Annotated in this window: 18 protein-coding genes and 7 pseudogenes; 8 read left to right on the forward strand and 17 right to left on the reverse strand. The window is 33.8% G+C overall.

Translation table 11 applies throughout. The features are described from left to right. Nucleotides 1–204 precede the first annotated feature (204 nt). From ACFWDE_RS06905 to ACFWDE_RS06920, 4 genes and pseudogenes are all read right to left on the reverse strand, one after another. Nucleotides 205–552, reverse strand: coding sequence for a heterocycloanthracin/sonorensin family bacteriocin (locus ACFWDE_RS06905; RefSeq protein ID WP_377891005.1), 348 nt, complete (start codon nt 550–552; stop codon nt 205–207). Nucleotides 553–1,030: 478 nt separating this feature from the next. Beyond that, nucleotides 1,031–1,377 (reverse strand): annotated as a pseudogene (locus ACFWDE_RS06910) (Ger(x)C family spore germination C-terminal domain-containing protein); the annotation flags it as partial. Continuing rightward, nucleotides 1,377–1,640: pseudogene (locus ACFWDE_RS06915) on the reverse strand (hypothetical protein); the annotation flags it as partial. The pseudogenes ACFWDE_RS06915 and ACFWDE_RS06910, both read right to left, overlap by 1 nt. A 436-nt stretch (nt 1,641–2,076) precedes the next feature. Then, complete coding sequence (locus tag ACFWDE_RS06920; protein ID WP_377891007.1) at nt 2,077–4,305, reverse strand: MMPL family transporter; 2,229 nt, start codon at nt 4,303–4,305, stop codon at nt 2,077–2,079. Nucleotides 4,306–4,427: 122 nt separating this feature from the next. On the opposite strand from ACFWDE_RS06920, the gene ACFWDE_RS06925 reads away from it, so the two are divergent. Next, nucleotides 4,428–5,045 carry a TetR/AcrR family transcriptional regulator gene (locus ACFWDE_RS06925; RefSeq protein WP_377891009.1) on the forward strand — a complete coding sequence of 206 codons (618 nt, stop codon included), beginning with the start codon at nt 4,428–4,430 and terminating at the stop codon, nt 5,043–5,045. Nucleotides 5,046–5,177: 132 nt separating this feature from the next. Here the strand turns inward: ACFWDE_RS06925 and ACFWDE_RS06930 are convergent, their stop codons facing one another. After that, nucleotides 5,178–5,831 carry an MBL fold metallo-hydrolase gene (locus ACFWDE_RS06930; RefSeq protein ID WP_377891011.1) on the reverse strand — a complete coding sequence of 218 codons (654 nt, stop codon included), beginning with the start codon at nt 5,829–5,831 and terminating at the stop codon, nt 5,178–5,180. 68 nt (nt 5,832–5,899) lie between these two features. After that, nucleotides 5,900–6,307 (reverse strand): GNAT family N-acetyltransferase, encoded by a 408-nt coding sequence (locus ACFWDE_RS06935; protein WP_002148047.1) that lies wholly within the window; start codon nt 6,305–6,307, stop codon nt 5,900–5,902. Nucleotides 6,308–6,842: 535 nt separating this feature from the next. Here ACFWDE_RS06935 and ACFWDE_RS06940 point away from each other — a divergent pair. Continuing rightward, on the forward strand, nt 6,843–7,283 hold the full coding sequence (locus ACFWDE_RS06940) for a MarR family winged helix-turn-helix transcriptional regulator (protein WP_377891014.1): 441 nt from the start codon (nt 6,843–6,845) through the stop codon (nt 7,281–7,283). A 43-nt stretch (nt 7,284–7,326) separates the two neighbouring features. Beyond that, nucleotides 7,327–7,455, forward strand: a pseudogene (locus ACFWDE_RS06945) (class I SAM-dependent methyltransferase); the annotation flags it as partial. 80 nt (nt 7,456–7,535) lie between these two features. Here ACFWDE_RS06945 and ACFWDE_RS06950 read toward each other — a convergent pair. Continuing rightward, entirely contained in the window at nt 7,536–8,039 is a 504-nt protein-coding gene (locus ACFWDE_RS06950) for a GNAT family N-acetyltransferase (RefSeq protein ID WP_377891017.1), read from the reverse strand. Nucleotides 8,040–8,343: 304 nt separating this feature from the next. Beyond that, a pseudogene (locus ACFWDE_RS06955) lies at nt 8,344–8,583 on the reverse strand (GNAT family N-acetyltransferase); the annotation flags it as partial. 180 nt (nt 8,584–8,763) lie between these two features. Between ACFWDE_RS06955 and ACFWDE_RS06960 the strand changes: the two are divergent. Continuing rightward, entirely contained in the window at nt 8,764–9,366 is a 603-nt protein-coding gene (locus ACFWDE_RS06960; protein WP_377891020.1) for a DUF2441 domain-containing protein, read from the forward strand. 33 nt (nt 9,367–9,399) lie between these two features. Further along, on the forward strand, nt 9,400–10,353 hold the full coding sequence (locus ACFWDE_RS06965) for a nucleoside hydrolase (RefSeq protein WP_377891022.1): 954 nt from the start codon (nt 9,400–9,402) through the stop codon (nt 10,351–10,353). A gap of 251 nt (nt 10,354–10,604) precedes the next feature. Here the strand turns inward: ACFWDE_RS06965 and ACFWDE_RS06970 are convergent, their stop codons facing one another. Together ACFWDE_RS06970 and ACFWDE_RS06975 are read right to left on the reverse strand one after the other, a co-directional pair. Then, nucleotides 10,605–11,471, reverse strand: coding sequence for an MBL fold metallo-hydrolase (locus ACFWDE_RS06970; protein ID WP_033706758.1), 867 nt, complete (start codon nt 11,469–11,471; stop codon nt 10,605–10,607). 389 nt (nt 11,472–11,860) lie between these two features. Continuing rightward, complete coding sequence (locus tag ACFWDE_RS06975) at nt 11,861–13,174, reverse strand: hemolysin family protein (RefSeq protein ID WP_377891025.1); 1,314 nt, start codon at nt 13,172–13,174, stop codon at nt 11,861–11,863. Between the two features lie 488 nt (nt 13,175–13,662). Between ACFWDE_RS06975 and ACFWDE_RS06980 the strand changes: the two are divergent. Beyond that, nucleotides 13,663–13,764: pseudogene (locus ACFWDE_RS06980) on the forward strand (ArsR/SmtB family transcription factor); the annotation flags it as partial. Nucleotides 13,765–13,775: 11 nt separating this feature from the next. Here ACFWDE_RS06980 and ACFWDE_RS06985 read toward each other — a convergent pair. Next, entirely contained in the window at nt 13,776–14,474 is a 699-nt protein-coding gene (locus tag ACFWDE_RS06985; protein WP_377891028.1) for a DUF7003 family protein, read from the reverse strand. Nucleotides 14,475–14,644: 170 nt separating this feature from the next. After that, nucleotides 14,645–15,001, reverse strand: a pseudogene (locus tag ACFWDE_RS06990) (class I SAM-dependent methyltransferase); the annotation flags it as partial. 155 nt (nt 15,002–15,156) lie between these two features. Between ACFWDE_RS06990 and ACFWDE_RS06995 the strand changes: the two are divergent. Then, nucleotides 15,157–15,894 carry a ZIP family metal transporter gene (locus ACFWDE_RS06995; RefSeq protein ID WP_377891030.1) on the forward strand — a complete coding sequence of 246 codons (738 nt, stop codon included), beginning with the start codon at nt 15,157–15,159 and terminating at the stop codon, nt 15,892–15,894. Nucleotides 15,895–15,976: 82 nt separating this feature from the next. After that, nucleotides 15,977–17,677 (forward strand): pyruvate oxidase, encoded by a 1,701-nt coding sequence (locus ACFWDE_RS07000; protein ID WP_377891033.1) that lies wholly within the window; start codon nt 15,977–15,979, stop codon nt 17,675–17,677. Nucleotides 17,678–17,726: 49 nt separating this feature from the next. Here the strand turns inward: ACFWDE_RS07000 and ACFWDE_RS07005 are convergent, their stop codons facing one another. From ACFWDE_RS07005 to ACFWDE_RS07025, 5 genes and pseudogenes are all read right to left on the reverse strand, one after another. Continuing rightward, the gene (locus tag ACFWDE_RS07005; protein ID WP_377891035.1) at nt 17,727–18,728 is read right to left on the reverse strand and encodes an ABC transporter permease subunit; all 1,002 of its coding nucleotides are present in this window, start codon (nt 18,726–18,728) and stop codon (nt 17,727–17,729) included. 1 nt (nt 18,729) lies between these two features. Continuing rightward, the gene (locus tag ACFWDE_RS07010; RefSeq protein ID WP_377891038.1) at nt 18,730–19,596 is read right to left on the reverse strand and encodes an ABC transporter permease subunit; all 867 of its coding nucleotides are present in this window, start codon (nt 19,594–19,596) and stop codon (nt 18,730–18,732) included. Nucleotides 19,597–19,786: 190 nt separating this feature from the next. Then, nucleotides 19,787–19,916, reverse strand: a pseudogene (locus ACFWDE_RS07015) (MFS transporter); the annotation flags it as partial. A 266-nt stretch (nt 19,917–20,182) separates the two neighbouring features. Then, nucleotides 20,183–21,214, reverse strand: coding sequence for an alpha/beta hydrolase (locus ACFWDE_RS07020; RefSeq protein WP_377891040.1), 1,032 nt, complete (start codon nt 21,212–21,214; stop codon nt 20,183–20,185). A 301-nt stretch (nt 21,215–21,515) separates the two neighbouring features. Further along, nucleotides 21,516–23,399: an ABC transporter permease gene (locus ACFWDE_RS07025; RefSeq protein ID WP_377891042.1), complete on the reverse strand. Its 1,884-nt coding sequence runs from the start codon at nt 23,397–23,399 to the stop codon at nt 21,516–21,518. Between the last annotated feature and the right edge of the window lie 3 nt (nt 23,400–23,402).

Here is a 23,402-nt window from a genome sequence, read left to right on the forward strand (position 1 = left end):
CATTTTATCAAATGACATATCAACGATATTTTATGTCTATTTCGCATAGGTGTTAGCAAGTTCGTTTGCAAACTTGTTAGTGCTTTTTACAAAAATTGTATAATACTTCACGAAGTAGGAATCCGTTTTGATCAACCTTTTTTCAAAATGGATTCCTTTTGTCTCTTATCAAATAAGGGGTTGTAAAGCATTTCTGATTAAACTTTATCCAAATGTTACAATAGTACCAGTAGTATCAGTAGTACCATTAAAACCATTAAAACAATTAGAGCAACCACCGCAACCGCCACAACCACCACAACTAAAGCAACCGAAGCAACCAAAACAACGGAATCCACCACAACGACCACCACCACAACCGCCACAACGACCACCACAACCGCCACAGCGACCACCACAACCGCCACAGCGACCACCACAACCGCCACAGCGACGAGCATCACCTTCAATATAGTAATATGGATATTGGTTTTGCTGGTCCCAATACACAACATTTCCAGATTGATAACCATTAAGGCTTAACGCTTGTAGTTCTTCTTGAAAATTATTCATTTTCATGACCTCCGTTTATAAACTAAAACCCCATCGATACTTTCCTATATTTCTGTTCGTTAAATCTAAGTAGAAATAGCGCCATAAACTAAGTTCAATACGTACACCAACAAAATATGACCTATCACTAGATGATGCACCTTGTTCATATGCCTATTTTTATGTTATTTTTACTATAGGCTCATTTTTATAAGTGGAAATTATAAAATATGAATTTAAACAATAACATTTAGACTTAAGCTATTATTTTCCAGTTCCATAGTCGTATATTCCATAATTTTGTTTGGTCATCTTCGTATTTCCAATAAGGAATCCCGTCTTTATTTTTCTTCGCCTCAATATCTGCTATATTAAAACGGAATATTTTTATTCATTTACAAAACACAATAAATCTGCACAATAAAAAGCTCTGGAGCATATTCAAGAAACAATTCATACTTCAGAGCTTTTGTATATTTCATTTTGTTCATTCGTTAAGCTAACCATAGTCTTCAATGGTTAGCTTAACATTATATTTGATAGGTGTCTTACTAAACACTTCATCCCAATTTTTTCAACTTTCTTCCATACTTTTGGATACTTGATTTTCAAACTAGTATTAAAGCCAGCAACATCAGTTTTATATTCCTTTTGAATTTTGTGTAATGTATGCTTCACTAACTGCCTAACTTCTTGCTGAGCAGATTGCTCCGCTCTTTTGAGAAATGTATTTTTAAATGCTTCCTCTGACTCAGACCAGTTTTCGGATAACCGTCCCACAGACTGCACATTGACATCGAAAGAGATTTTATCCCCTTTAACATGGGGCGTAATTTTACTTTCCATGATTTCAAAATGTGCGTATCAATAAGATCTTTATTTGACAGCCCTTCAACAAAGACAAGAACTGCCCGAATGCTAGTCCCGCCGATATTAAACTCTCGACAATAAACGTCCGAATTATCAAGAGCTTGTTTTTTTATGACCTCTAAATCTAAGTTGAAATCTCCTGTAAAATAATCTTCAGAAACCTTTGTCGCGTTATTCTCATATGTATTTCCTTGTTCTTGGCTTTGATTAACTATTGAATCCTGCGCTTTCACCTTCATCACTCTTTCTCAAAAAACTTCCTATACTAATCTTCTTAACATGTCAATATTTATTCTCACTTAAGTCCCCCGTATTGTTCGTTATATTATTCTTTTTCTAGTGCGCGAATCCAACTAAAGAATCTTGAAATTATATATGGAATAAAAAGTACGATGAAAGCTTGTATAAAAACTTTCCACTCAGGTACATAAGAAACAATTGTGTCCCACATTTTTATCATCCTATAACAATACATGATTTTAGAAATCCCTCACTCAATTGGAATTTATTGTTAATTGTTATGTCTGATAAGAAAAATTTTGATGCACTTAAAACCTCATGTTACATTTCCTCTTTATTTTTCGTTGCATATTCAAAATGGTCATTCTTTATCAGAGAAACAAAAAAGAAGGTTGCCTAAAAATCAGTTTTACTGACTTTATCGGCAACCTTCTTTTATAAAGTATCTTCTTTTTGTAATTGCTTTTCTTCTTTCCAAAGCTTTCCTGGCCAAAAAGCGAAGCGTCCTAATACAACTGTAATTGCTGGTACTAGTAATGGTCTTACAATAAATGTATCAAGTAAAACTCCAATTGCGGTTACAACACCGAATTGAACAAGAACTTGAATTGGTAACGTACCTAACACTGCAAAAGTTCCTGCTAAAATTAAACCAGCTGATGTAATTACACTTCCTGTTTGTATAACACCAGATTTTACTGCATCTACATGATTTTGTTTCTTTCTATTTTTCCATATTTCAGAAACCATAAAGATATTATAATCTTCTCCTAAGGCAACTAAAAATACGAATGCATATAACGGTATCGCACCTTGTATTGCGGGAGCCCCCATACCGAAATGCAGTAAGACCCAGCCTGCTCCTAATGCAGAGAAGAATGATAAAACGACAGTTACAATTAAGTAAATCATCGCAACGATTGAACGTAAATACACGAGTAAAAGTAAAGCGATGATACTAATCATAACCGGAATAATAACCGCTTCATCACGTTCAGTAATTTGCTTTGTATCATATAAGGAAGCTGTTTCTCCGCCAATCCATAAATGATTCTCAGCTTTACTGATTCCTTCATCTTTTAATACCTTTTCTACACTATTTTTCAATTTAGGGATTTGATCTAATGCTTCAATTGAGTATGGATTTTCCGCTAAAGAGACTTCATACATTTGTAATTGATTATTTTCTTTTCCCTTCATTGGTTCTTTCACTTTATTAACAAAAGATAATTTCTCTATTTCTTGTTTAATAGGTAAATCTTTTCCCTTTGAATCAACTACTATCTTTACTGGTGCTAATTCTCCAGCTGAAAAATGATCCGTGATTAATGTAAATCCTTCACGTGATGGCATATCTTTCGGAAATGATTCTAATAAATCGTACGTGTATTGAATACGTGGTACAAATGAAGCCAATCCTCCTAATAAAAATACAGTTAGCATAATAATTGTCCACGGTTTACGTACAACAATATCACCAAGCTTTTTACTAAAGGCCCCCTTTGTAGTTTTTACTTTTAAAACTTTCTTTTTCGCAAACTCTTCATTCATTGCAGTTGTTCTCGGTATGAATGGGAAGAATGCAACTCTACCAAAAATCAATAAAAATGCCGGAAGAATTGTTAATGCAGCGATTCCCATTATGAAAACAGCAACACTAAATGGTACTGCAAATCGATGAAACGCTCCATAATGTGCAAGTAATAATGTTCCTAATCCTAATACTACAGTTAGTGCACTCATTATAATTGCTCCGCCTGATGCTTTTATCGCAAGTTGCAGTGCTTTATATTTACTTTCTTCTTCTAACAGATACTCCCTATATCTTGAAATTAAAAATAGACAGTAATCCGTTCCCGCTCCAAACAGTAAGACAGTCATAATCGATATAGCCTGTGCATCTACTTTAATCCATCCATTGTCTGCTAAAAAGCCCAGTGTCGGACTGATAATTCCATATGCAAAGCCAACAACAAGTAAAGGTAAAATTGCTAAAATTGGAGAGCGATACAATAAAATTAATAAAACCAATACAAGTAATACAGTAGCAACTAATAATTTCACATCAGCTTGACTAAATAAACTTACTGCATCCGTTTGAATACCTACAGGTCCAGATAATCGAACATGTAAACCAGAGTCGGTAATTTTTTGTTTGAATGGATCTACATCCACCTTACTATTCACTATTTTTCTTAAATCTTCAAGATTCCCTTTTAATATATCCGTTCCAGCTGATTTATTAAAAAATACTGGTGTAACAAATGATGTCCCATCTTTTGATGCACTTTTTGATAATACTTGCTCTGGAATTGTATCAAATGGTGGTAATGTTGATTGTTCTTTTAAAGGACTGTCCTTTAATTCTTTATAAACGTCTTGTATGAGTTTATAATCCTTTGACTGTAATCCACCCTCTCGATGCCATACTACTAACAACGGATTTCCTGCATTATTAGGAAATTCTTTTTTCATAAGTGCTTCAGCTTGCTGTGACATAGCTGTTTCAGGTAAATTTTTCGGATTCGGTTCTTTCATACTGTTTACTTGTGGCAACGTAAATGAAAGTACTAATGTAATAAGAATCCAAATCGATAAAGTTATCCATTGCGTATTCTTCCCTGCTACAAGCTTCCCTAACATATTTAACGGGTGCTTTTTCATAAAAACCCACCTTCCTTTTTCCCTCCAATATTAATTATATATACTGGGAGGTTAATTAATCAAGAATGATTAAAAAATTATGTTATAATTATCTCAATAATAAATGTCAGGAGCGAATGTATTTGGATCAAAAACAACGTCCTCTCGGAAGGCCTCGCCAAAATAAAAATACAAAGTCTACAAAAGAAATCATTTTAGAAGTTGCAACTAGGTTATTTCTCACCCAAAATTATCAAGTTGTTTCAATGGATGAGGTCGCGAAAGAATGTGGTGTTACAAAAGCAACCGTCTACTATTACTATTCAACAAAAGCGGATTTATTTACCGCTACTATGATTCAAATGATGGTACGAATAAAAGAAAATATGGATCAAATCCTCTCTACAAATAAGACTTTGGAAGAAAGATTATTGGACTTTGCTACAGTATACTTACACGCAACGATGGATATTGATATGAATAATTTTATGAAAGATGCAAAACTCTCTTTATCTGAAGAGCAATTAAAGGAATTAAAAAATGCCGAAGATAACATGTATGAAGTATTGGAAAAAGCACTTGACAATGCGGTGGCCCTTGGAGAAATACCTAAAGGAGATCCTAAATTTGCTGCCCATGCGTTCGTAGCTTTATTATCAATCGGGAATTTTAAAGATGAGAATCACAATCCTACTCTTGCAAATATAGATGAATTAGCAAAACAAATCGTTTCGTTTTATTGGAATGGGTTAAGTCATTAATATGTAATACATTTTCCAAAATAAAAGAGCATGTTTGGAGAAATCCCTTCAAACATGCTCTTTTATTATTTATATACTAATAATTAAATTATACTTTAGCATTATTTAACAAAGAAGTCTGATCTTCACCTTCTACAATTTTTGAATTTGTGCATGTATATTCCCCTTACTTAATCCCCCATGATAACAAACTACGGATTCAATTTCTAAATTTAAATACTTCATCAAAGACTGTTGAGCTTCCTTAATATCCAGAGTAGTTGGGGCGTGAACTCCTCCTAACATTCCATTCACACTGTACATGGAATCCCCAGCGATAAGAGTTTTACTTTGTTTCAAATATAAACTAATATGACCGGGAGTGTGCCCTGGGGTATGGAGAATAATAATACCACCGCAATATGGAAGTTCTTGCCCATCAATCACAATCTCACTTACTTTTCCTTTTGGTAGGTTCTCTAAATGTGCACCTTTCAATAATGGTAAATCCCCTTCAATATAAGGTTTATCTAACTCGTGTGCATAAATTTTAATATTACTTACACCGTTCTTCAATAATTCAGGAAGACTCCCTATATGATCTATATCCTGATGTGTCAAAATGACGACTTTTAACTTATCAAAAGATACCCCAACTCTCTCCATCTCTACTTGTATATCTTCAATTTGTCCAGGGAAGCCAGTATCTATTAATATTGCCATTTCATCATCCCATAAAAGAATTGGATGAATAATAAATTCTTGAAATTCAAGGTGTAGCATTTCTACTCCTTTAGCAATCTCCATACAGCAATTCTCCTTTATAATGAAGTTTGAAAATATGTACGAGTACACCGAAAATATACACGGACCCGCTATCTTATAATATGTTTTGTCATCCCAATAGAGAATGCCTCAAACCCTATAGATTCATAGTAAGATTGCAAATTTTCTACACACATAAGTTGGGGAATGACCTTGTTTTGTTCACAGTGCTGGATTAATCGTTTCACTATTTCTTTTCCAATGCCAACGGACTGATACTTTGGCAATACACATACACCACAAATAATGCCCGTTATTACACCATCTGATATTACTCGTCCCATCCCAATTAATTGTTGCTCTTTAAAAGCATAAATTGCATACCAACTTTGTTTACACATTTGTTCCAATTCATTAACCGTTAATTTCAGAGAATTCCATCCTAAAGATTCGTATAAAGCTAATAATTCATTGAAATCTGTTGGATGTTCAATTGTGTAGCTTATTTTAATTTTCATAAACTCCTCCCTATTTACTTGTATTCCCTATTAAATTATTTTATTAAAAATTTCAAGCTGTCATCAAATTAACTAGAACAAACTTCAATAAGAAAAATAGAATCCCTTCTCAAAATAAAAAGAAATTATCTCACCTGAGATAACTTCTTTTATATAAATCTATCATTATATTATCAACCAAAAATTATACAGCTACATACGATAAGAACAAACAACACCAATAAACTATTTGAGAAATTACCCATTGAATACTGCCCCTTTATTTACTTATGTAAAAGATTTTACCATAAAATTATTTACAGCATAATATCTGAAAAAGACATTGCATTCATTAGTTATGTATATTTAGTAATATTTTATTTTTGGCCCTATTCGCCTTTCCTAAAATCACTTCTCATCCTTCCCTTCTTTAGTCCACACAATTACTAAAACAACAAATTAGTAAACATTAATTTACTATAATAAATAAAATCATTTGATTTATAGCTAAAATAGCAATAAAATAGTGACTAAATCCAAAAAGGAAGCGAAAACAATGTCCCATAAAGAATTATTAAATGAATACATGAATTTATTATTAAATATGTCAGGTACTTTCAAATTACTATCAGAGAAATCTCCTGAATTTACACATTTAGAGCAACACGTAGTGGAGTATATCGCCCAGCAAAAAGTCGCTGTAAATTTAAAAATGATTGCTAGTTATTTAAACATACCTAAACAACAATTAAGTGTAACCGTTCGTAATTTAGAGAAAAACGGATACATTGTAAAAAAACAAGATACAGTAGATAAACGAGCCGTTTTAATTTCCCTAACAGAAAAGGCTGAAAAGGTGCACTATGAAAAGTGGAAACAAATATATAATAATTTCACAGATAACCTTGAAAAACTTTCTGAAGAAGATCTATATGATTTAACTTACGGACTGTATAAAACAAATAAAATGCTATCAAAAATGCTAAATAACCACTAATCATATATAAAAAATATTTTTATTATTAAACGGAGGATGCTCCATGGTTAAAGAAATAGATTTACAATCAGTTCAAGGTACTATGCTTATCCCCCTATGGGGACGAGCATATGGTAGTGAGAACAATAAGGATATTTTAGATGATACGGAAGCTATTTGGATTATAAATCAGTTCTTTTATCTTTATCTGGATTCTCGCCCAAACTAATGACCTCTTCTCCTTTTCAATAGTTTCGATTTAGGTCGGGATTTCTAAAGATCGCGTACATTCCAAACAATCTCACCGCGCTCGTCCCACGTACTGTGATGCCGCTCAAATCCTATCTTTTCTAACACCCGGAAAGACGCAACATTCCAAGCACCTACAGTCGACCAAAGTCTGTGGCGCCCGGTAGCAATCGCAGCGTCTAGCACAACGGATGCTGCCTCAGTCGCATAGCCTTTACGATGAGCACTGCGGAACAACTCGTATGCGATCTCCGGCTCTTCCAGTGTGGAACGACCGATAATCAAGCCACAGTATCCGATGAAATCACCTTCGTCTCGTCGGCGAATGGTGAGAAGGGAAATGCCATTTTCGACTGCTCTCTTGCGCATCTCGATAAGCTTGCTACGAACGGCGTCAAGGGTTGGCATATCCACACCACGTTCGCCAATTAATTTTCTCATCCAAGCTGAATCAGATTCCTCCCACATACTCAGGTCAAGTCGTTCGGTTTTCAGCTGGAACTCCATAGCTTTAAATAAAGCTGTCATAGCGGAAACCTCCTAGTTATGTTACTGCACTCATAATAGTCATCAGGTTGGAAAACCGGTTGATTCGCGAATCAACCGGTTTTCCAACTCTCGCGAGAGTTTATAGCACAGTGTACAAAAAATTAGTGTTATTTTATGCATAAGTACTTACCCTACCAAATAGACCTTTTTGTCAAACTTTTTTCAAAACTAACTATAATATAAAGGCAAAAACATATTGTACATATCAAATAGGTCCTTGCCTTTACTTTTATTGACTTCAACAACTATAACCTAAATATAATTCGGACGAGGTCTTTTTTATTTATCTTTCAACTAAGCTAATTGCTAGCTCACGTTTGTATCGAATAGATGTGAAACCTTCGCTTACAGGTAGCCCATAAGCTGGTCTTTCATCTTGGTATTTAAATCCAACTGATTCATAAAATGGAATTCCCATATCATTATCTTTTGCAACTGAAACCCATTGCTCTTTTGTACCACGTTCAATTTGATCATTTGTAATTATAGAAAGTAATTCTGTACCAATGCCTTCTCTTTTTCTATAGTGGAAACCTCTTCGTAAGTGAACAATTTGTGAACGTTTTTTGAAACAGTTTCAAATACCTCCCCTACTTTTCACTCAAATCTACTTAACTTACTTTATAACTTTCTATTTGTAGAGGTTTTATATATTTAAATGTTGAATTACTAAATTTATGACACTTACCATAGGAGGTTTAACATGAATGAATCTGAATTTTACTCATATCACATCGTTACAAAAAATAAAATGAAACTTGGACAAACAATACACTTTGACAAAAATCAAACTAATACCTTATATCACTTCTTTTTTGAAAGAGAACAATTAAATTCTAACAGTGAAGATTCTATTCAAATTTTAAAAAATCATTATACAAATGAAGAATTACATATAAATAATGAAAATGCTAGAGTAGTTATGAATTATATAGATCAAACAATTAGAGCGGTTAGAGAAACTATTGTAGAAATGGTTAGACTGCAAGAATTTCCTGAATATCCTTCAAGGTTGTCTTGCTTATATGCTTCCAAAAGCTATGAAGATGCTTTGAAATGGAAAGCGCTATTTGATTCTTACAATCGAGAAGTTTTGCAGATTGTTAAACTACGAGTGATCGGTAGTTATTTTGAAGGTGACGGAAATCTTTTACCGAAAGAAGATGGTATTCCTTTCGCTCAAAAAATTGAACAGGCTAGAGAGTATTGGAAAGGAAACGTTAGAAATGAACTTCCTGAGCTATTAATTAATGGGAGAATTGAAGTGGTAGAAATTATTGATGATTTTCCCCAAATTCTTATCTAATTCCTGACTAAATATTATAGGATGGAGATTACAATGATGAAAAAAGTGTACTTCAATCATGATGGTGGTGTAGATGATTTAATTTCATTGTTCCTATTACTTCAGATGGACAATATTGACCTCACAGGTGTTTCTATTATCCCAGCAGATTGCTATTTAGAACCAGCGATATCTGCAAGTCGTAAAATTATCGATCGCTTCGGCAAAAGTAATATTGAAGTAGCAGCGTCAAACTCTCGTGGGAAAAATCCATTTCCAAAAGACTGGCGGATGCATGCATTTTATGTAGATGCTTTACCAATTTTAAATGAGTCTGGGAAAGTTGTGACACCCGTAGCGACCAAACCTGCGCATCACCATTTAATAGAAACTCTTCTACAAACTGAGGAGAAAACAACTTTATTATTTACAGGTCCTCTTACCGATCTTGCCCGTGCACTATATGAAGCGCCTGTAATCAAAGAAAAAATTGAAAGCCTCGTTTGGATCGGCGGTACATTTCGTACTGCGGGCAACGTACATGAACCTGGGCATGATGGAACAGCCGAGTGGAATTCGTTTTGGGATCCCGAAGCAGTCGCTCATGTATGGGATACTAATATAAAAATTGATTTAGTAACACTAGAAAGTACAAACCAAGTTCCGCTAACTTTAGACGTACGTGAACGCTGGGCAAAAGACCGTAAATATATTGGTGTCGATTTCCTTGGTCAATGTTATGCAATGGTCCCACCTCTCGTTTATTTTTCAACTAACTCTACCTACTATTTGTGGGATGTATTAACTACTGCATTTGTTGGAAAAAGTGATCTCGCAAAAACACAAATGATTAATAGTATTGTTCATACATATGGTCCTAGCCAAGGGCGTACAGTGAAAACTGCTGATGGACGACCTGTAAATGTAGTATATGATGTAAACCACAATGCATTTTTCGACTATATAACTGAATTAGCTAAGAAAGCTTCTACTCGAAACCCCCGCTAATTAACGTATTCTACTTAGGGAATGAAAACTAACACTTGTTTAAAGGCTAGGAATTGCAACGAAAGGTTTATTATGTTAACTTTCACAACCGTGGTATAAATCCAGATGATGAGCCATCTAAAAGATTTAGAAATTGGTTGGAACTAATTATTTAATTATTAAAAAGAGTATTGAATTAACTTTCAATACTCTTTTTGTGCAGTTAAATTGCATTTGGTCAGAATAAGCATTAATTTCATTAGAGTTAGGTTTTACAGATTAACCATTTCATAACCATTTACAAAATACGCTATTGTTTCTAGCTCATCTTCATTTAATTCTCTATCTAGCTCTTGCTTATACGCTGCCTTTATCTTCTCTTCATCGCCTTTATGAGTTTCCGTATAACTTCCTACTGTTTTTAACAAACAAATCTCTCGCAAAAACTCATTTCGATCTATTGCTTCCCCATGAGAAAGAATATATGTCTCAGCATCAAATTTCTCTAATTCTTCTATTAATGTAAACGTTCGTTTCGTCGTATAGTTCCACTTTGAAGAAAAAATATCTGCATATATACAGTCTCCTAAAAACAATATCTTTTCTTCTTTAATATACATAACAACAGAGTCATGTGAATGATCTCCGCCCACATGCTTTAACACACATGTCACATCACCAAGGTCTAATTCAAGTTGATCCTGGAACGTTAAGGTCGGAGGAATAATTTTAATATTTCTTGGTTTTTCACTGAACTCTTTTTTGATACATTCCGCACAAAATTCAATTTCTGTACCTTCTTTTACACGTGCGTCCAATGCCTCATCCGTCCACTCGTAAGAAACAAGTGTGTTCATCTCTTTTTTCGTTTCAATATGTGCAATAGATACTGCATCTTGTAATACAGGCAATCCAAAAATATGATCCCAATGCCAATGCGTTAATGCTACGAAATCAGGATTTGATACATTCTGTTCTTTTAGCATTTCTAAAAACAATTGTGCATGTTCTTCTGAATTTCCTGCATCAATCATTAAAGTTTTTTCTTTTCCAACGACCATTCCTAATATAGGTCTATCTGTTTCAGAAACAGGTGTCATATACCAAAATGAGTTTCCTATTTTTTTAATTTGCTGCATAACTATTGCCTCCATTTATGACTGTGTGAAAATTTCCAGCCAAGAAATTTCTTTATTTTGTATTTTGATTATTAGTAAATAACAATGTCAAAAATAAAATCATTCTACATTTTTTATTATCTAGTGAAATACAAATACTAATTTTGACAAGGGAATCATTTCTCAACATTTGTTACTTTTAATCTATTTTACGCTACGAATTTACCTTTATATTATATTACAATTTGTATAAATGAGATATATTTTACAATATCGAAGGAGTGTTGAACCTTGAATGCAAAGGAAACAATCATTCCCTATTTCGGTAATGCGTTAGCAGCTAAAGAGTTGATCAATCAATTCGTTTAATGAAGAATGCTAACATATTACCAGCTAAATAAAAGCAGCAACTATACAGTTGCTGCTTCCATCATTTCTTTTTGTATTTCAACACGTTTGATTTGGTGAGGGTCTTTAGAAAGAATTTTAAATGCATATCCTTCGCTATTTACTGTTTGCCCTTCCTCTATATCATAATTCTGCATCAGAATCCAACCACCAATCGTATCAACATCACTATCATTCATATGTAATCCTAGTAAATCATTTAATTCACTAATTAATACCTTACCTTCTACGACAACATGTCCTTCATTCATTTGCTGAATGGGCGGACGCTCATCTTCATCGTATTCATCACGTATTTCTCCTACAATCTCTTCCAGTATATCCTCAATGGTTACAATACCAGCCGTACCGCCGTATTCATCATATAAGACAGCCAACGGAATACGTTTCTTTTGCATTTGTAGTAAAAGATTATGTATTGGTATGGTCTCAATTACTTCAATTACTGGACGCGTATACGATTGAATAGAACTAAATTCTTTTGTTTCCTTATTCATATAACGAATAAAGAAGTCTTTCACATTCACCATGCCAATGATTTCATCTTTATCTTCCCCAAATACTGGGTAACGTGTATACTTTTCATCACGGATTATTTTCATATGGTCTGCTAAAGAATTATCTACATGTAGCCCTATAATTTCTGTACGAGGGACCATGATTTCTTTCGCAATACGATTATCAAATTCAAAAATATTATTTACATATTTGTATTCAGCTTGATTAATTTCTCCACGTTCATAACTTTCAGAAAGAATCAGTCGTAATTCTTCTTCTGTATGTGCTACATCATGCTCTGATGCAGGTTTTAAGCCGAACATTCCTGTTATCATCCTTGCAGAGCCATTTAACAAGCGAATAAACGGATACATGATTTTGTAGAACCAGATAAGCGGAGCCGAAAGTAATAAAGTAACCTTCTCAGCCTTTTGAATCGCCAATGTTTTTGGTGCTAATTCACCAACTACAACATGTAAGTACGTCATAATAGTAAAAGCAATCCCTAAAGATAATACACCTGCAATGGAAGGATTGATGTTCCACTTATCAAATAAAGGGTGTAAAAGTCTCTCAATCGTTGGTTCACCTAGTGCCCCAAGTCCCATTGCTGTAACTGTAATCCCTAATTGACAAGCTGACAAATATTCATCCAAGTTTGATGTCACTTTCTTAGCTGCCAGCGCACCCTTCTTTCCTTCTAATACAAATTGATCAATCTTTGAACCTCTTACTTTTACAATAGCAAACTCAATTGCCACGAAAAATGCAGTACATGCGATTAAAACCGCTACCATGATTAAATTAAATATGTCCAACTAATTCCCTTAGCTTCCTTGAAACTAAAGGATTCACCTCCTGATATATTTTCTCTTTCCATACCTACAATTTCATACACTTTAACATGAGATTGAATACAATCTACATTCTCAAAATGATGAGAGGTACTTTGAGAAAATCGAGGTCATTTAGCCACCTATCCGAGTCAACATCTGAGTCCAATACATTTCCACCGCCTTGATTAAATTATCTATATGTTAGCATGAGAAATAAATCCCAGTCAACTTTTACATTTTATATCCCCTGAAATTTAAACAAAGGGCTTCTCTTCCCTGTTACATAAAATCTATTAATGCGTGCACCAAACACTATCCCCCCTTCACTTCTACTAACTTTATTATTTTTTTATTCCTTATTTACATTCCTTTTCACATTAAAAATAAAGCGAAGAAACATATATCAATCTTTTTTTAAAATATTTTGACACACATATTAGTAATAACTAATACGATTGGAGTGAATACAATTGTTCAACTCAAATGATTTAGATGTGAAAGCGAAGTTCATACGTGGCTTTGCCGATAAAATATTGTTACAAATTTTTCAATGTATCATAGGTGGTGAAAAACAGTTTCTGATTTAAAGGTCATCCTCTTCTTGTTTTTCAAAATCACTCCATGTCCAATTGGTCCAATCATTATTCACTTTCCCTACAGTAATCAAATTCACATTATTTAATTCAATCGCTTTAGCTAAACTTTGAAAAAAGATGCTCTCACTCGGTTTTTGATCATCACTTATATCAGGATGTTCCCATTCTTCTGTTTGATAAAATAGATTTGGTTTAAATTCTGCATTGATTTCATCTAATATGCCCGAGGGATTTACCCAGAATTTCTCCTTATATTTAGAAGTTAAAAAACGAATAAGTTTGGTAGGATGAAATGAATCTGTTTCAATTCCTAAACGCTTATACTCTTCTACAGTTGGTGTTAAAGTGATACGTTCTCCTTTCAAAAGTAACTCCATCTGAAAAGGATCTACAAGGAAACGATCTTCATCATCGTACCAATATTCTTCATTTACCAGCGTTAAGATTTCATCGAAACATGAAAAGAATCCCTGCTGTCTCATGCTATTACTATACACATAGAAGTTATTCGATATCTCAAAGTTTGCATCAACGCCCACAACCTCAAATACAATGAGCCACTTGTCTTCCTCTCGAAAAACAGATATTCTGGATTGTGCTAAGTCAAAATTATAGTTATCAAGGACTAGAAAATCAAACTCCCCCGCGTACCTATCTAGTGTTTCAAGTGTTTTTTCTGCTTTCATAACATCACTCTCCTTAAAAGTTGTAAAAATTCATTTCATTTATTTGCTCATTATATAAAAATAATTATTAAATATGTACAAATCTATCACTTCTTAAATAACCCTATTATTTACACACTATCCACCCTCATAAAAAATACTAGCGAAAATCTAATAAATAATAGACTTTAATTCGTAAGAAAATGCTGGAATCCATGGCCAACCATATATGCAAACGGAATTGTTTCTTCAATATTCAATTGTAAGCAGTCTTGCTGTAACCATTTCACATTCGTTAAACTCGCAGATTTACTCTTCGCTTCAGCAAGCATACCTTCATGTATATCTACACCAATCATATGATATCCTTCTTCGATAAAAGGAATAGTGACTCTCCCTGTTCCACATGCAATATCTAGAATCCATTCATTTTGTATATTAAGTTTCCTTGCCCAAGAAAGTAAAAATGGAAAATCTGACAAACTTTTATTGTCTACATCATACCGTTCCGGATTCTCATATTCAGATAAACTCCATTTTGGTTGCAATCTTATTCCCCATTTCTCGTTTTCTATTTAAATTCAATATATAGGTTATAGCGAATTGATAGTTTTTTCTCTATAATCAAACACAATTACTTGGACTAATCTAACTTTCCTTTTCGTAAGCTAAAAATAAGTGGAAAGAATCGGAGTGTGATAAAGTGGAACGATTATGGATCCCAATGATTGTAACATTTTTTTCGTTCGGTGGATTACTATTAGGAGGTGCTGTTGGAGTAGCAACACGCCAACTAATTGAAGAAAAGATGCATCGCTTATACGCATTATGTGGTGGGATTTTGCTTGGGCTTTTATCACTTGAAATTATTCCTGAGACATTTTCAAGCTATGAAATAATAGGTCCTATACTTGGGATAGCTATGGGAGTATTAGTTATGAGTTTATTAGATAACTATTGCCATCATCCGATTATACATAAGAAAGATCAACAAGCATGGCAAACCTTCCTTTTTCTTTCTTTCGCTATATTCATTCATAATATGCCGAGTGGGTTTGCTTTAGGTACAGCATTTACGAATCATAACGACTCTGCCATTCCTTTCTTACTTGCGATTGTCATTCACCATATTCCAGAAGGGTTAGCTTTAATTATTCCATTTCTTTTTACAAAACATAAATATATTTCATTTTTATTAACAACTTTATTACTTTCTCTCATCCTAGGGACCGGTACTGTTTTTGGCATTATGATGGATGGGAAAGCTCTCCATTTACAAGGACTTACTATGGGAAGTGCAATTGGTTCTCTTGGCTATGTCACAATTCACGAAATGCTTTGGAAAGCAAAAAAACAGCTACCTTTCCTTCCGTTTCTATCGTGGTCTACAAGTGGATTTTTACTAATAATAGTCTTCACTCTTTTCACTGGACATCATTAAAACAAATAAGTTATATCATTTGTATATTTTTCCTTTTTCTCCAAAACATAATAGTATCTACCTATTATAAGGAGGAACGATTATGTTTGGGAAAACAGCCGGTGAAGCATTAGTAGATCTTTTAATTGATTGGGGCGTAGAACACATATATGGTATGCCTGGAGATTCCATCAATTCTATAATTGAAGCTTTAAGAAAAAAACAAGATAAAATTAAATTTATTCAAGTTCGCCATGAAGAAGCTGGCGCGTTAGCAGCGGCGGCATATGCGAAATTAACAGGGAATCTTGGTGTTTGTATGGCTATTGCAGGACCTGGAGCTATTCATTTATTAAATGGTTTATACGATGCAAAACTCGATCAAGCTCCTGTATTAGCAATTTCAGGACAAGTAGAAACCGATTTAATCGGGACGGATTTTTTCCAAGAAGTAAACTTAGAAAGAATGTTTGATGACGTTGCGGTTTATAACCAACGAATAATGTCAGCTGAACAACTACCTGCTGTAGTGAATCAAGCGATTCGAATGGCATATACGAAAAAAGGTGTATCGGTTCTAACCATTCCAGATGATGTTCCGAAATTTGAAGTGAAAAATGGTGCACGTATTACGAACTCTTCCTTTACATTACCTGAAATATTTCCGCAAGAAGAAGATTTAACTGTAGCGAAACTCGCACTTAATGAAGCGAAAAAACCTGTTATTTTAGCCGGGAAAGGCGCGAAACATGCGAGAGAGTCTTTACTTGCATTTGCAGAACATATCGGTGCCCCAATCGTACTTACATTACCCGCTAAAGGGATTGTTCCTGATGAACACCCTCTTTGTATCGGTGGATTAGGATTAATCGGGACGAAACCTTCTTATGAAGCAATGAAGCATGCAGATACTTTAATTATGGTTGGTACTTCTTATCCGTTCACTGGTTTCTTACCCGAAAAAGCAAAAACACTTCATATTGATACAGACCCCGCACAAATCGGGAAACGTTATACGACAGATATCGGCTTAGCTGGTGATGCTGATAAAACATTAAAATGGTTAATTGAAAATGTAGAAAAACACGAGGACCATTCCTTCTTAGAGCATCATCAAGAAATGATGAAAAAGTGGGAAGAAAAATTACACACTCAAGAAGAAGATTCTTCTACTCCAATTAAACCACAACGAGTTATGCATGCACTGCAGAAAGTAGCAGAAGATGACGCAATTCTTTCAGTCGATGTCGGAAATGTAACAGTATGGACTGCGAGGCACTTCCGTATGACAAACCAGAAATTTATCATTTCTAGTTGGCTTGCAACACTTGGCTGCGGTTTACCTGGTGCACTTGCTGGACAAATTGCTTTCCCGGATAAACAAGTGTTTGCAATTTGTGGTGACGGCGGGTTTGGAATGACAATGAATGACTTCGTAACAGCTGTTAAATATAAACTACCAATTGTTGTCGTTGTATTAAACAATAATAAAATTGCTATGATTAAATTTGAACAAGAAGTTATGGGAAATATTGAATTTGGTACAGACTTAACGAACCCTGATTTTGCAAAATATGCTGAGGCGTGCGGTGGTATTGGATACCGAGTAGAACATTTAGATGACTTACTTCCTGCCTTTGAAAATGCAGTAAAACAAAATAAACCGTGCATTATTGATGTAGTTGTAGATGTAAATGAAGCACCAATGCCAGCAAAAATCACATTTGGTCAAGCAGCCGGTTATACGAAACATATGATAAAAGAATTATTTGAAGAAGGTAAGATTGATTTACCGCCACTTTAAAATATAAAAGAAAGATAGCTGAAAACAATTTGTCTTCAGCTATCTTTCTTTATTTTTGTACCTCTCTATAGAAAGAAAAATCATTCACAGTAGGTTGTATTTGTTTCTCTACTTGCATTTCTTCCTTCTTCCGATTCGCTTTTCTAACATTTCCTAGCTTAATCGCATCTTGCATACTATTACTAATCAGATTTCCCGACAATATTGTCATACTATAAAAAGCAACTGGTATAAGTACAATCCATGTATGTGTAGTTAAGTGACGGAAATTTTGTCCGATTAAACCTGTCCACTCTTTTGTTACACTATCTGCCTCTGTACCAAAAATTATTGTTCCGCCAAAAAATAATTCTAACAAACCAAGATGCAAGAGGAGTAATAAAGTACTTACAAATTGCTGGGCTACTAATAAAAGGAATGATGGTAACATATGCGGCCATACATGACGCTTCAGTCTCTGCCACTTACTCCCTCCAAGAACTGTTGCCGCCAACATAAATTCTTCGCTCTTAATACGCTTGACTTCTTGCGCTACATATAACATAACAGTTGGTACTGCAAGACACGCAAGAACTATAATTTGAAACGCAACTCGCAAATGAAACGGAGCTGCTGCCTCTCCACTGTCGAACATTAAAACTCCCTTTAATATAAAATAGGAAATCATAACCATTGGTACAATGCTGAATGGATCAAAAAAGGACGAAATAATTGGAAAAGAACGCCTACTATACATACCGAGAAGTAAGCCTATGCCCCCTCCCACAATAACTCGTAAAGTCGCTATAATTAAACTCGCTCCAACTGTCCATTTCGCTCCTTCTATTATCAACTGAAAAAGATCGCGGCCTTTCGCATCACTTCCAAACCAAAATTTACTCGATGGTGAAAACGGAGCAACCTCTAATTCTCCTTTTGCGTTATACATCATCGTTAGTTCACGAATATTCCCATCGAAAAACAACGTATTCCCAATACTAACAATCATAAGGACACTTAAAAAGGTTACACCAAACCAAAATCTTGCATCTCTTTTAACAACTTGCCACATATTATACACGCTCCTTTATAACATTTTGTAAAAGCGTATGTAATAAACGAAATAAGATAAAGATCGGTACATATAATATAATTAAACTTATTGTGAAAATTTCTGTATTTGAATGTTCTTTTACGAATACAAACATTCCATATGTGTTAAAAATCCATTCAATAATATATAAATTGGATAGCATAAATAAAATATTTGTTTTCGCATAATAAATTGTCGTCAATAAAACATTTCTTGAAATATGATGTGTCAAAATATGCCGTAAGCTTAACCCTTTACTCTTGGCAAACATACTATAATCTTTCTCTAATTCTTCTCTGAACCTTAATAACAAAAGTTTAATAAACAATAACGTTGTTGGTATAGTAAGACATATAATTGGTAACAAACGTACTCTTTCTTCCCCTAATCCAGCAAGTTTGATTGGCATAAATCCTGTTTTTTGAAAAATAATTACGACAAGAAGTTGCGATAATAAAATAAGTAAAATATCTGGTATGCTCTCAAGGGTAAGAAAAATCCCATTCCATATTCTTTGTTTCATATGAGTTCGTTGCAGTACAAAAACAACAAGTACATACGCTATACATAAAGAAAGTAAAAAAGCTGAAAGAAATACTATCATCGTTTCAATATAATGGATCCAAATTTGCGGAAATAATTTTCTCGGCGCTTGAAAACCATATGTAATTTCAGTTGGGTGAAGTACTTTCTCACCAACATATATAATTGCATTCCAAAAACCGATTAAATCAATTTGCAATCCCTTAAATAACCGAGGGAGCGCACCTAGACAGATTATACATAAGATTGCAGCAAATAATTGTAAACAAGTAATACCACACCACTTAGCAGTTCGCATCAACATAACTATTCCCCTTAGAATTTGATAGAATATTCAGAGATAAAAAGTTGGACATATTACATCTCTTCAGCTATACCCTGCACTCTCTTTTGCCCACTAGGTAATATAGCTTGATAAAGGCACGTAACAAATAATAATAATAAACCAAATAGAGCATACAAACTATTTACCATTTGATTAATACCTGTTGCTGCACTGTATTGGTCTAACAAGTAAAACATTAAAGAAATTCCAGCAATCATAGAACCGAGTCGCTCTAAAATATTTGCTAGAAAAAAGCGTGCATACACTTTCTTTCGAAATAACTGTAGCATTTCTTTCATACTCAATATCCTTTCTCTCGACAAAATATTATTATTTCGGTCATTTCTCGGAAGTCTTGTTATATTTTTCGACCATTATCCAATCTTTTCCTTCTTTATAAAAAACAAGCTAAAAAAAGACCCTTGTTCATAAATACAAGAGTCTTTACATTTTTCTTCACTTCACGAATTTGTTGTGGATATTTATCTAAAATCTTTAAACTTCTCGCTAATACCTACTTAATCTCTCAATTTTTTTAATTTCCTAAAGTTCGGATACATTTGATTTACTTGACGAATGTGTCGCACATCCATTTATAAAACTTTTCCTTCTCTTCAAATTGCGGATAATGAGCTGATTTCTCAAAAGTAATAAATTCTTTTTTATCAGCTTCAATCATATCAAAATATTTTTTTGCTGCAAGAAATGAAGTATTATAATCATATTTTCCCATAAGAAAATAAAACGGTAGATTCAGCTTAGTTACTTTAGTAGGTAATGGATTCTTTAAATCTTTTTCTAATAAAACTGTTTGAGAATAGGATAATCCATAGTTATAACGAATTACGTCAAACAAGTTATATTCATTACTGAATAACATCCCTATGTTATCACCATCTGGATTTTCAATAAGTCTTGACGTTCCACCGTATTTCGCAACATAATTTCGCGGGGTATATGTATCGCCATTTTTAATTTGTTCAGTTAACCCTTTTAAATGTGAAACCTCATCCGCATTCCCAGCATTTTGTGCCTGTTCAATAACGTAGTTTAAACTATTCATCTCACTTTCTACTGTATCACTCATCTGCCCTATACCAACATACGCTTCATATTTTTCAGGAGCTTTATTGGCAGCTTGCATTCCAATATATGTACCGTAAGAATGACCAATCAATATTACTTTTTCTTTACCGAGACGTTTTGAAACGTAATCCGTCATAGCTAATAAATCCTCCACGAGTAGATCTGACGAAAGGTTAGAATAGTCTTCAAAGAAATGATACGATTTCCCGCTTGCTCTTTGGTCATAATTAACAACTGTAAATTTCTCTTCCAATAAGTCTTGATATTTTTGAGCATACGGTATTTCTGAAGAACCAGGTCCACCATGTACAAAGATAATAACTGGATTACTCTTATCTTTGCCGCGTATCATAATTTCATGATCACTTCCATTTATCTCTACTTGTTCTAATGTACTTATACTGTTATTACCTTTTATTTGTGAAGTCCATGTAGGAAATACTAGTGCAATGATTATTAGTAGTATAACAGTGACTCCAATAAGTTTTATTATTTTTTTTATCTTCTTCATAAGACGCTTCCTTTCTATCTAAATTTATAAAAATATCGATTTAATTCTATAAAACTACATCAAATCGCCTCAAAAAATAAGAACGTAGGGCAATTACACTTTCCAATTTCATCTCAATCTTTTTATACATTATTAATGTCCCATACACTTCTTAACTTTCCTCTATATAAACTCTTAATATTTTCTTAATTTTCAATATTCTAACCTCAGAAAGACTTTATAACATCTCGCATACACATATTTATGTATGACACCTATAGAAAAAAGCCCTTGTTTTCATAACAAGGACTTTTTTCTTAAACTATTTCGCTACTTCTTCTTTCGGCATTACCATCCCTTTATAAAGTTGGACAGTAATCCAATAATAAATGAAATAAATTACTATGAAGATTCCTATTGGCATCCACACTTTTACAAACGGGTCAACTAATATGAAGCTGAATAAGTTAAGCCCTACTAAAACGTGGGAAATTCCAATAATTGCTGGGAAGATAAATAAATATGAAATTTCTTTATATATACTTTTTGTCAGCATACTACGTCTCACACCAATTTTTCGTAACATTTCATAACGGCGTACATCACGAGAAGCGCCCGTTAATATTTTGAACATAAGAGAACTTGCCATCATTGCCAAAAAGGCAATTCCAAGGAAAAATCCCATAAACATTGTCCCGCTCATGAAACTGTTCATAAACTGATAAATTGTCATTTTAGTAAATAAGTCTACTTTTGCACCTGTTGTTTTTTCAATTTGTTCTTTTTGTCTCTTATCTATTTCGATCAACAACGGTTTATATTTTTTCATATCATCTACTTTTGCTAATGTCACAGTGTGTTCTGTTCCTTGAATTCCTTTATAATGCTCTTCATCAGCAATTCTTACAGGTTTTCCGTTAAATTGATTATGTGTAATTTGTATTTCTCTTACAACCGCATCTTCCCAATCTTTTGGCATACGAGGAAGCTTATTCGCTACTTCAGGAGCTTCCAAAGCAGAATATACGGGTTCAGTTAAAGGTTCAGCTACACGTTTACGAGCAGGTTCTTTTAAAGTCTTTGTATCAAAATGATCTGAAATAAGTGGTGGTTTTTCAGTTAAGTCGTTACGTAAGTAATAAACTGCTTCTTCATCTACTTTATACTTATACTTACTTTCTTCAACAATTTCCATTTCTTTTAATGCTGCTTTATCTTGTTCATTTGGATCATGAATTACGACATCATACACACGTGAGAAGTCTGTCATAATACCGACGTTCTTTTGAAACGCCATACCTGCTGTCATCGCACCTGCACCTAATGCAATTAACATCGCTACAGTGCCTAGTACTCTCGATAAACTAGTCACTCGAAAGCGTAACTGTGCATAAGTAAAACTATTTAATCCCGTTTCATTTCGCTTTTTATTCCCCTTAATTTTCATTACAAAAAGTGGCAGTAATGAGTTGAAAATGAAATACGTTCCTAATGTCGTAACGATTGTCGCTATTATAAATCCTAGTTCAGCAAACATTTGTATATTTACCATAAAATAGTATCCTGTACTTACTAGCAATACACCTAGTACTGTCATAATAACTGTGCGAGTTTTACTTTTCTTCACCTCATCTTGCGTTTCATCTTCACGTATTAACTCTAATTCTGTTTTACGTAATAATCGGAAACTATTCATTAGACCAGTAATGAAAAATAATATTAAGAAGAAAATAGATGTAATTAATATAGCTGGTGTGTACACAGATGCGTAATTACCTTTTGCTGAAATTTCCATTCCATTCATTAAAAAATTTCCTGCTACACTAGCAAGTACTATTCCTACTAAAATACCGATAATAATACTGACAATCCCCATACCAAAAGTCTCAATAAATAATAATTGCGCTACTTTTTTCTTTTTCGCTCCAAGCATCATGTACATACCGAGTTCTTTTCTTCTTAATGTAAGTAAAAAAGAATTGGCATATATGATGTAAAAAACTGTAATGAAAGAAAGCAATATTGCACCAACCCAAAAGACGAGCCTAATACTACTAATGAGACTATTATCTTTTGTAAATTCACTATTCATCGCCATCGTTTGGAACATGTGAAAAATACTAATACTAATGACTAGACCAATAAGTAAAACCATATAATCCTTTAACATTTTTTTCATACTATGACGTGATAATTTGAATAACATAGT

It is taken from the genome of Bacillus sp. NPDC060175, from assembly GCF_042728695.1.
Taxonomy (GTDB): Bacteria; Bacillota; Bacilli; order Bacillales; family Bacillaceae_G; genus Bacillus_A.

Excerpts from the sequence above, each read along its gene's own strand:
- ACFWDE_RS06985 (WP_377891028.1), bottom strand. The coding sequence starts at position 14,474 with ATGAAAGCAGAAAAAACACTTGAAACACTAGATAGGTACGCGGGGGAG.
- ACFWDE_RS06920 (WP_377891007.1), bottom strand. The coding sequence starts at position 4,305 with ATGAAAAAGCACCCGTTAAATATGTTAGGGAAGCTTGTAGCAGGGAAG.
- ACFWDE_RS07010 (WP_377891038.1), bottom strand. The coding sequence starts at position 19,596 with ATGTTGATGCGAACTGCTAAGTGGTGTGGTATTACTTGTTTACAATTA.
- ACFWDE_RS06940 (WP_377891014.1), top strand. The coding sequence starts at position 6,843 with ATGTCCCATAAAGAATTATTAAATGAATACATGAATTTATTATTAAAT.
- ACFWDE_RS06970 (WP_033706758.1), bottom strand. The coding sequence starts at position 11,471 with ATGCAGCAAATTAAAAAAATAGGAAACTCATTTTGGTATATGACACCT.
- ACFWDE_RS06935 (WP_002148047.1), bottom strand. The coding sequence starts at position 6,307 with ATGAAAATTAAAATAAGCTACACAATTGAACATCCAACAGATTTCAAT.
- ACFWDE_RS06930 (WP_377891011.1), bottom strand. The coding sequence starts at position 5,831 with ATGGAGATTGCTAAAGGAGTAGAAATGCTACACCTTGAATTTCAAGAA.
- ACFWDE_RS07020 (WP_377891040.1), bottom strand. The coding sequence starts at position 21,214 with ATGAAGAAGATAAAAAAAATAATAAAACTTATTGGAGTCACTGTTATA.
- ACFWDE_RS06905 (WP_377891005.1), bottom strand. The coding sequence starts at position 552 with ATGAATAATTTTCAAGAAGAACTACAAGCGTTAAGCCTTAATGGTTAT.
- ACFWDE_RS07005 (WP_377891035.1), bottom strand. The coding sequence starts at position 18,728 with ATGTGGCAAGTTGTTAAAAGAGATGCAAGATTTTGGTTTGGTGTAACC.
- ACFWDE_RS07000 (WP_377891033.1), top strand. The coding sequence starts at position 15,977 with ATGTTTGGGAAAACAGCCGGTGAAGCATTAGTAGATCTTTTAATTGAT.
- ACFWDE_RS06950 (WP_377891017.1), bottom strand. The coding sequence starts at position 8,039 with ATGACAGCTTTATTTAAAGCTATGGAGTTCCAGCTGAAAACCGAACGA.
- ACFWDE_RS06960 (WP_377891020.1), top strand. The coding sequence starts at position 8,764 with ATGAATGAATCTGAATTTTACTCATATCACATCGTTACAAAAAATAAA.
- ACFWDE_RS07025 (WP_377891042.1), bottom strand. The coding sequence starts at position 23,399 with ATGTTATTCAAATTATCACGTCATAGTATGAAAAAAATGTTAAAGGAT.
- ACFWDE_RS06965 (WP_377891022.1), top strand. The coding sequence starts at position 9,400 with ATGATGAAAAAAGTGTACTTCAATCATGATGGTGGTGTAGATGATTTA.